The sequence below is a fragment of the Cellulomonas citrea genome (genome assembly GCF_009829685.1).
Classification (GTDB): domain Bacteria; phylum Actinomycetota; class Actinomycetes; order Actinomycetales; family Cellulomonadaceae; genus Cellulomonas; species Cellulomonas citrea.
Genome location: NZ_VWSD01000145.1, coordinates 1 through 7,429 on the forward strand (window position 1 = coordinate 1; position 7,429 = coordinate 7,429).

Here is a 7,429-nt window from a genome sequence, read left to right on the forward strand (position 1 = left end):
GGGTCGAGGGGGCCGGGGTGCGGCAGGCGCTGCCGGCCGGGGTGGCCGAGGTGCTCGGGGCCGGCGGCGGTGCGGACGCGCCGGGGGAGTGGGTCGAGCACGACACGTTGCGGGTGGACGGCGCCCCGGTCGAGTGGTGGGTCGACGCCGACGACGTGCCGCACGCCACCCACCTGGCCGGGCTCGCGTGCGCGCTCGCGCAGGTCACCGGACGGTGGGCGGACCGGTGGGCGCTCGAGGCGGTGCTCGTCGACCCGTCGCGCGCCGGTGAGGCGGGGCTCGACCTGGCGCTGGGCTGAGCGGGCGGCGCGGGCTCAGTCGGAGCCGGGCAGGTCTGCGCCGGGCTCTGCGGGTGCCGTGGCCTGGTGCCGACGCGCCCAGCGCATCCCGTACAGCCCGATCCCGATCCCGGCGACGCAGGCGGCGACGGCCTGCGTCGCGCCGTGCCCGAGCAGGGCGAGCACGCCGGTGACCACGAGCGCCACCCCCCACACCAGCGTGCCGACCGCCATGATGCGGTGCAGGTCCACGTCGAGCGGCGCCGGTGCCGGCCGCAGCCGTGGTGCTCCGCGCTCGCTCATGCCGTCACCCTAGCCCGGCGACGGTCGTGCCCCGAGGGCGCGGCGGCACCGTGGTCCCCGCAGGCAGGTGGGGGACCGGACCGCGGCGCGCGCGACGGATCAGCCGCGGGGCCACCAGCGAGGGAGCGTCTGCTCGAGCGCATCGGCCCAGCGGTGCGGGTCGGCCTGCTCCGGCGCGGCCCGGGACCATGCCTCGAGCGCGGTGACCAGGCCTCCTGCGGAGAACGGCACGACGATCTCGACGTCGACCGGGCCGACGAGGCCGCGGTCCTGCAGCTCGTCGATCATGTGCTCGATGAGGCGGGAGACCTTCTCGGTGAGCGCCCGGTGCAGGGCTCCCGAGCGGTCGGTGTCGAACCCGGCGCGGAACAGGTCGCGGTCGGCGGCCAGCTCGACGAATGCCCGGCGCATCGAGGTGGTGTCGATGCTCGTCGAGGTCACCAGCTCTCGCTCGACCTGCAACCAGCCCCCGAGGAGCTCGCCGAGCATGGTCGCGAGCAGCTCGTCGACGCCGGTGAAGTGGGTGTAGAAGCTCGTGCGCCCGACACCCGCGAGCCGCGCGACCTCGCTCGCGGTCACCGGGACGGGCGGGTCGGACTCGAGCGCCAGGCGCAGCCCGCGGCGGAGGGCCGCGACGGTGCGCGCAGTCCTCGGGTCCGGGGTGCTCGTCGTGCTGTCCATCGGTTCACGTACCCTAGCGCCCGGTACTTTCTGACGCCTGTCAGAACATGTAGCCTCACGACGGTCGCCCGATCGTGGGGGGCCACCCTCAACGGAGAGGACGACATCATGGGACGTTTTGACGGCAAGGTGGCGCTCGTCACGGGCGCGGCCTCCGGGATCGGCGCGGCCATCGCGGCCACGCTCTACGACGACGGCGCGACGGTGATCGTGGCCGACATCTCGGGCGCCCAGGACGCCTACGCCGCGAGCCTGGGCGAGCGGGCGGTGGCGCGTCGGCTCGACGTGTCCGACGCGGACGACGTCGCAGCGCTCGAGGCGTGGATCCTGGCGACCTACGGCGGCCTCGACCTGCTCGCCAACAACGCCGGGATCAGCGGCGGCGCCGCCCTCACCCACGAGTACCCCGTCGACGTGTTCGACAAGGTCATCGCCGTGAACGTGCGCGGTCAGTTCCTCGTGCTGCAGGCGGGCCTGCGCCTCATGCTGGCCAGCGGCGGTGGCGCCGTCGTCTCCACGGCCTCCATCGGCGGGTTCCGCGCGACGCCCCAGTCGGTCGGCTACATCACGTCCAAGGGCGCCGACGTCATGCTCACGCGGACCGCGGCCCTGGAGTACGCGAAGGACAACATCCGGGTCAACGCGGTCGCCCCCGGGGTGATCCGCACGCCCATCCTCGAGGGCGCACCGGCCGAGCTCCTCGACTTCCTCGCGAGCCAGGTGCCGCAGGGGCGGCTCGGCAACCCGCAGGAGATCGCGAACGTCGCGGCGTTCCTGCTCGACGACACGCTGGCCTCGCACGTCAACGGCCAGATCTGGGTCATCGACGGCGGGCGCTCCGCCGGCTGACGCGCCGGTCGTGTGCCGGCCGGGAGCCCCGGTCGGCACACGACCGAGCAGACCGTCAGGCCGGCTCGACCGACAGCGAGCTCGCGATGGCCAGCGCCTCGGGGACGGCGGCCAGGTAGGCGGCGGACACGTCACGCGGGTCCTTGCCGGCAGCCAGCACCCCCATGAGGTCGTTCGCCTCGTGGGCCACGACGGCGGCCAGCGACGCGCCGAGCTCACCGGCGTGGAAGTACAGCGCGTCGGCGATCTCCTGGGACACCCCGGTGCGGGACACGAGGGACTCGACGGCCAGGTGCCGCTGCTCGGCGACGGCCGACAGCAGCCCCACGGTGTAGCCGGTGTCGGCACCGGCCAGGTCCCAGCACGCCAGGGCGCGGGTGAGGATCGCCCACAGCTCGCCCACCGTGCTCGGCTGGGCTCCGACGAGGGACGAGATCGCCAGCGCGGACAGGTGGTGCGGGCCGACGAGCACGACGGCCTGGCGCACGGAGTCGATCTCACGCGGCAGCCCGAACGCCGAGGAGTTGACCAGGTGCAGCACCCGGACGGTGAGCATCGGGTCGGCCGCGACCAGCCCGATGACGGCCGCCTGGTCCACCGGGTCGTCCGACAGCAGGCTCATGAGCTCGAGGCACTGCAGCTCACCGGCGCTGAACTCGCGGGCCAGCACGTCCCCGTCCCGCTCGAACATCGGGCCCTGCAGCAGGTCGACCTGCGCGGTGCGGGCCACGGCGATGAGCGCATGGGTGTCGGAGTGCTCGGCGATCACCGTGGCACCGGCGTCATGCGCCCGCACGACGAGGTCGGCCAGCGCCGCCGGGTCGGAGCGTGCATCGACCTTGACGATGTGGGCCCGGGTGAGCAGCGCGTCCTGGGCGGGGGAGCCGGTGTAGTCGCCGAGGGCGGCGTGCACACCCGCGGCCCGCAGCCGGTCGAGCTGGTCGGGCAGGTCGGGGGAGTCCACGAGGTCGCCGGGGATCTCCAGCACGAGCCGGACCGGGCTGCCGGTCAGCACCAGCTCACCGGACAGCAGCCGTGGTGTGGCGCGCACCAGCAGCGGGTGCTCACCGGCCAGGGCCGGCAGGTCGAGCAGGCCGTACTCGGCGTCGATCGCGCGTGCGGTGGTCGCCGCATCCGGGCCGGGGGCCTCGCCCTCGACCGGCGGGACCGGCTGGGCCCGCAACGCGTAGGCGAACACCGAACGGTCGGGGTGCACCACGGGTTGGCGCAGGATCGCCGGTGCGCTCCACCGCCGCGACGACGCGTCATGCAGGTCGGTCACGGGTCCTCCTGGGACAACGGTGGGTGGGACGGGGGCGGGCTGGCGTCGGGTGGGCAGCACGGTCGGGGCTCTCGTCGACCGGTTCAGCCGACCGGGGCCTGCAGCGGCAGGTCCTCGTCGAGCACGAGCTGCACCGCTCGGCCGGTCACAGTGTCCACCACGAGCGGGGCCAGCAGGTTGGCCGTGGGCGGGTGGCCCTCCTCCTCGGCCGGGCGCACGACGACGAACAGCACACGGCTGTCGGGGTCGCTCGGGCCGAAGGGCTCGTCGAGCGCCGAGGTGTCGATCCGCGGGTCGTAGCTCGGGAAGAAGATGTGCGGCGCCACGAGGAACAGCCGCACCTGCGGCCCGGCCTCGGGGGCGCTGCGGATGGCGAACAGCACGCCCACCTCGTCGAGCGCCTCGAGGGCGTACTCGGTCCGGCCGGGCAGACCCGGCAGCGGGGTGACCATCCGCAGCAGCGCCGGCACCTCACGGTGGCCGGCCTCGGTCGCGACAGGGACGGTGGGGCCGACGCGGACGGGGCTCATCGCAGGTACTCCATGAGGGTCGGGCTCAGCGCCTTCGAGGTCGCGCCGAGAGCGGCCTGGTAGGTGACGTTGGCGGACTGCAGCGACAGGATGACCGAGGCCAGGTCGATGTCCTCGATCCCCGACATCTGGGTCTTCACGCTCGCCTCCTTGTCGATGAGCTCGGTGCTCGCGGCCTCGACCTGGTTCTCCCGCGCGCCGACCGAGGCGAGCTCGGTCTTCACATCGGTGATGTGACCGTCGAGCTCGGCGAGCTGGGCGGTCGGGTTGCCTCCGGCCCGCAGCGTGGCGCTGATCTTGTCCAACGTCGCGAACACGGAGGTGCTGCCTACACCGAACACCGCCGAGCCGTTCGAGTCCACCCGGACCGCCGTCGCGTCAGCCACCTGACGGGTGACCGACGCGGCCGCCACACCGTTCCAGGCGTAGGTGGTCGAGTCGAACGCGGCCCCGGCGTCGGAGGTGCCGGCGAACACCGTGCGGCCCAGGTAGGTCGTGTTGGCCACGCCCATCATCGAGTTCTTGATGCCGTCGATCTCGGTGGCCAGGGCGTCCTTGGAGATCTGGGACAGCCCGGTGTTGCCGCCCTGGATCACCAGGTCGCGGGCGCGGCGCAACGTCGTCGAGGAGGTCTGCAGCGCCGTGTCGACGGTGCTCAGCCACGAGGTCGCGTCCGCGGAGTTGCGGGTGTACTGCGCGTTGCGGGTCTGCTCACCGCGCAGGGACAGCAGCTGGGCGGCGGCCGCGGGGTCGTCGGAGGCCTTGGTGACCTTCTTCCCGCTGGAGAGCTGAGCCTGCAGGTCGCTCACGTTCTGCAGGTTGACCTGCAGGTTCGCCAGCGAGGAGCGCTGGATCGTCAGGTTCGTGATCCGGGAGACCATGGGCTACACCGCCATCCGGTTGATCAGGGTGTCGAGCACCGAGTCGATGGTGGTCATCACGCGGGCCGCCGCCTGGTAGGCCCGCTGGTAGGCGAGCATGTTGATCGTCTCCTCGTCGGAGTCGACCGAGGCCCCGGCGGTCTGCTCGGAGGCGATGGTCGACCGGGTCGCCTCGGCCACCTTGCTCCGTGAGGTCGCGGCCGCCGTCTTGGAGCCGATGTCCACGACCGCATCGCTCCACACGTGGTCGGCGCCGGTGCTCGAGCTGGCCAGGCCCGCGATCTTCTTGCCGATCGAGCCGTCGAGCGCACCGAGCGTCGGATCGGCCAGGGCGAGCGCAGCGGGGTCCGTGATCGCCAACGTCAGCCCCTGCGCCGGGGTGCCGGTGCCGAACGTGAACACGGCTCCGCCGGGGGTGCCGGCCCTGGTCTGCCCGGTCGCGTGCAACGTGTTGACGCTGGTGGCCAGGGCCTGGGCGACCGCGTCGAGGCGGACGCCGGCCTCGGCGAGGATGCCGCCGGTGCCGGTGGCATCCGGCGGGGCGAGCGCCGTGAGCTGACCGGCGACCGTGCCGCCGGTGAGCTGGACCGAGACGCCGGGGTGGTTGGCCCAGCTCAGCGTCACCGGTGTGCCGGCCGCGACCTGGGAGTAGGTCCGCGCCCCGCCGAGCTCGAGCGGGGAGGCCTCCGCGCCCGAGACGAGTGCGTTGCCGCCGACCATGACGTCGATCTGGCCGTCCGCGCGCGTGTTCGTGCTGGCGCCGACGAGACCGGACAGGGTGGTGACGAGCTGGTCGCGCTGGTCCTGCAGCTCGTTGGCGGTCGAGCCGGAGCTGGTGAGCGCGAGGATCCGGTGGTTGAGGTCGGCGATCGAGCTCGCGGTGGAGTTGACCTGGTCGATGAGGGCCGAGGCCGAGGAGTAGGTGTCCGACCACTGACCGGCCACCCCGTTGGCAAGGGTGGTGATCTTGTCGACGACGGCCTGGGCCTTGGTGAGCACCACCTGACGGTTGGCCGTCGAGTCGGGGTAGTTGGCCGAGTCCTGCCAGGACGCCCAGAAGTCGGCGAGCTGGCCGGACAGCGCGGTCTTGGCGGGTTCGCCGAGCGAGGTCTCCAGGGCGCTGTACGAGGTGGTGCGGGCGGCCAGGTAGGACGCGTCGGACGTGGCGGTGCGCAGCCGTGCGTCGACGAAGGCGTCGGCCAGCCGGTCCACCCCGGTCACCTGGACGCCGTTGCCGACGGCCGAGCTGGTGGCGAACATCGCGGGCACCTGGGCCCCGCCGACCGCGCTGAGCACGGCGCGCTGCCGGGTGTAGCCGACGGTGTTGGCGTTGGCCAGGTTCTGGCCGGCGACGTCCAGGCCCTGCCGCTGCGCGATGAGCGAGGACAGTGCCGTGCTGATCCCGGCGAAGCTGCTGGTCATCAGAAGGCCCGGTCGACCATCTGCGCGACGGCGACCTGTGCGGCGCTCTGGCCGGAGCCGTCGTAGGTGAGCACGTCGAGCTGCAGCGTGGCGAGCGCCTCCTGGGTGGCCCGGTTGGACATGGCGAGCAGCTCGCGGTTGCCCTGGCTGAGCGAGGAGATCTCGGTGGTGAGCGTGACGAAGGCGTCGCGGTGCGCGCGCAGCAGCTCGTCCCAGGGTTCGGGGGCGGCCGCGGCGATCTGGTTGAGGCTGGCGCCGGGCTCCAGGCCGACCGCCACGGCGGCGTCGTCGGACTCGAGCGCGCGGCCCAGGTCGGCGGCACGGATCTCGTCGAGGACGTTGTCCACCTCGCGGGTGGCGTGCGAGAGCCAGCGGGTGCGGCCCGCGGTCAGGATGAGCTGTTCCTCCTCCAGCTTGAACAGCAGCAGCTCGAGCAGGTGGCGCTCGCGCCAGAGCACCTCGGACAGGCGGCTCAGGGGCATCGGTCGTCTCCTTCTTCTCGCTCCGGCCCCGGCGTCCGCGGGCCGGCCTCGACCTGCCCATCGGCTGCGGGGGCGCACTGTTGACCCGTCGTCGTGCGGAGTGTCCGCCGCACCTCGCCGAACGGGTGATCGGCGCGTCGTATACCACCCGGTTGCGCCATCGCCGCAGGTCAGGGGGGTGAAAACTGCGAAGGTAAGTCGGATGTGATCTCGATCACATCACGGTGTGCCGACGTCGCGACGGTGGGCGTTTCCGGGGGTTTCCGCCCGGTTCTGCACGACCGGAACGTCCGGTTCCTCCGGCCAGGACCGGATCGTCTGACCAGCAACTTCGTCCCCCACATGGGCTCAAGCCGTGGCCCCGGGGCGACGAGAAAGCCCCCGTGACCAGCGAATCCCGCACCGTTGACGAGCTCGTCCTCGCGCACATGCCGCTCGTCGGCTATCACGTGAGCGAGATGCTGCACCGCGTGCCGCCGACCGTCTCGCGCGACGAGCTGGTCTCCGCGGGCAACCTCGCGCTCGTCATGGCCGCCCGCGCCTACGACCCGTCGACCGGGGTGCCGTTCTCCCGGTACGCCGCGCTGCGGATCTCCGGCGCCCTGCTCGACGAGCTGCGCTCGATGGACTGGGCCACCCGCGGCGCTCGTCGCCGGGCCCGCGAGCTGGGCAACGCCACCGACGCGCTGCGCGCCGAGCTCGGCCGCACGCCGACCCGCGA

At 72.9% G+C, this 7,429-nt stretch carries 10 protein-coding genes; 3 read left to right on the forward strand and 7 right to left on the reverse strand.

Going from position 1 to position 7,429, the window contains the following annotated elements; all coding sequences use genetic code 11:
• On the forward strand, window positions 1-299 hold a 299-nt coding region (locus F2B26_RS13240), incomplete at its 5' end, for a hypothetical protein (RefSeq protein ID WP_159810127.1).
• A gap of 15 nt (window positions 300-314) precedes the next feature.
• On the opposite strand, the gene F2B26_RS13245 is transcribed toward F2B26_RS13240, so the two are convergent.
• Window positions 315-581, reverse strand: coding sequence for a DUF2530 domain-containing protein (locus F2B26_RS13245; protein ID WP_159810129.1), 267 nt, complete (start codon window positions 579-581; stop codon window positions 315-317).
• Window positions 582-680: 99 nt separating this feature from the next.
• Window positions 681-1,262: a hypothetical protein gene (locus F2B26_RS13250; protein ID WP_159810131.1), complete on the reverse strand. Its 582-nt coding sequence runs from the start codon at window positions 1,260-1,262 to the stop codon at window positions 681-683.
• 108 nt (window positions 1,263-1,370) lie between these two features.
• Here F2B26_RS13250 and F2B26_RS13255 point away from each other — a divergent pair, with 108 nt between their 5' ends.
• Entirely contained in the window at window positions 1,371-2,111 is a 741-nt protein-coding gene (locus F2B26_RS13255) for an SDR family NAD(P)-dependent oxidoreductase (RefSeq protein ID WP_159810133.1), read from the forward strand.
• 55 nt (window positions 2,112-2,166) lie between these two features.
• Here the strand turns inward: F2B26_RS13255 and F2B26_RS13260 are convergent, their stop codons facing one another.
• From F2B26_RS13260 to flgN, 5 genes are all read right to left on the reverse strand, one after another.
• Window positions 2,167-3,393, reverse strand: coding sequence for an EAL and HDOD domain-containing protein (locus F2B26_RS13260; RefSeq protein ID WP_159810135.1), 1,227 nt, complete (start codon window positions 3,391-3,393; stop codon window positions 2,167-2,169).
• Between the two features lie 83 nt (window positions 3,394-3,476).
• Complete coding sequence (locus F2B26_RS13265) at window positions 3,477-3,923, reverse strand: flagellar assembly protein FliW (protein WP_159810137.1); 447 nt, start codon at window positions 3,921-3,923, stop codon at window positions 3,477-3,479.
• Window positions 3,920-4,804 carry a flagellar hook-associated protein FlgL gene (flgL, locus tag F2B26_RS13270; protein WP_159810139.1) on the reverse strand — a complete coding sequence of 295 codons (885 nt, stop codon included), beginning with the start codon at window positions 4,802-4,804 and terminating at the stop codon, window positions 3,920-3,922. The genes F2B26_RS13265 and flgL overlap by 4 nt, the downstream gene beginning before the upstream one ends.
• 3 nt (window positions 4,805-4,807) lie before the next feature.
• The gene (gene flgK, locus F2B26_RS13275) at window positions 4,808-6,226 is read right to left on the reverse strand and encodes a flagellar hook-associated protein FlgK (protein WP_159810141.1); all 1,419 of its coding nucleotides are present in this window, start codon (window positions 6,224-6,226) and stop codon (window positions 4,808-4,810) included.
• Complete coding sequence (gene flgN, locus F2B26_RS13280; protein WP_159810143.1) at window positions 6,226-6,708, reverse strand: flagellar export chaperone FlgN; 483 nt, start codon at window positions 6,706-6,708, stop codon at window positions 6,226-6,228. Before flgN ends, flgK begins: the two co-directional genes overlap by 1 nt.
• 383 nt (window positions 6,709-7,091) lie before the next feature.
• Here flgN and F2B26_RS13285 point away from each other — a divergent pair.
• Window positions 7,092-7,429, forward strand: a 338-nt coding sequence (locus F2B26_RS13285; RefSeq protein WP_268891108.1) for a sigma-70 family RNA polymerase sigma factor, incomplete at its 3' end; no start/stop codon positions are given.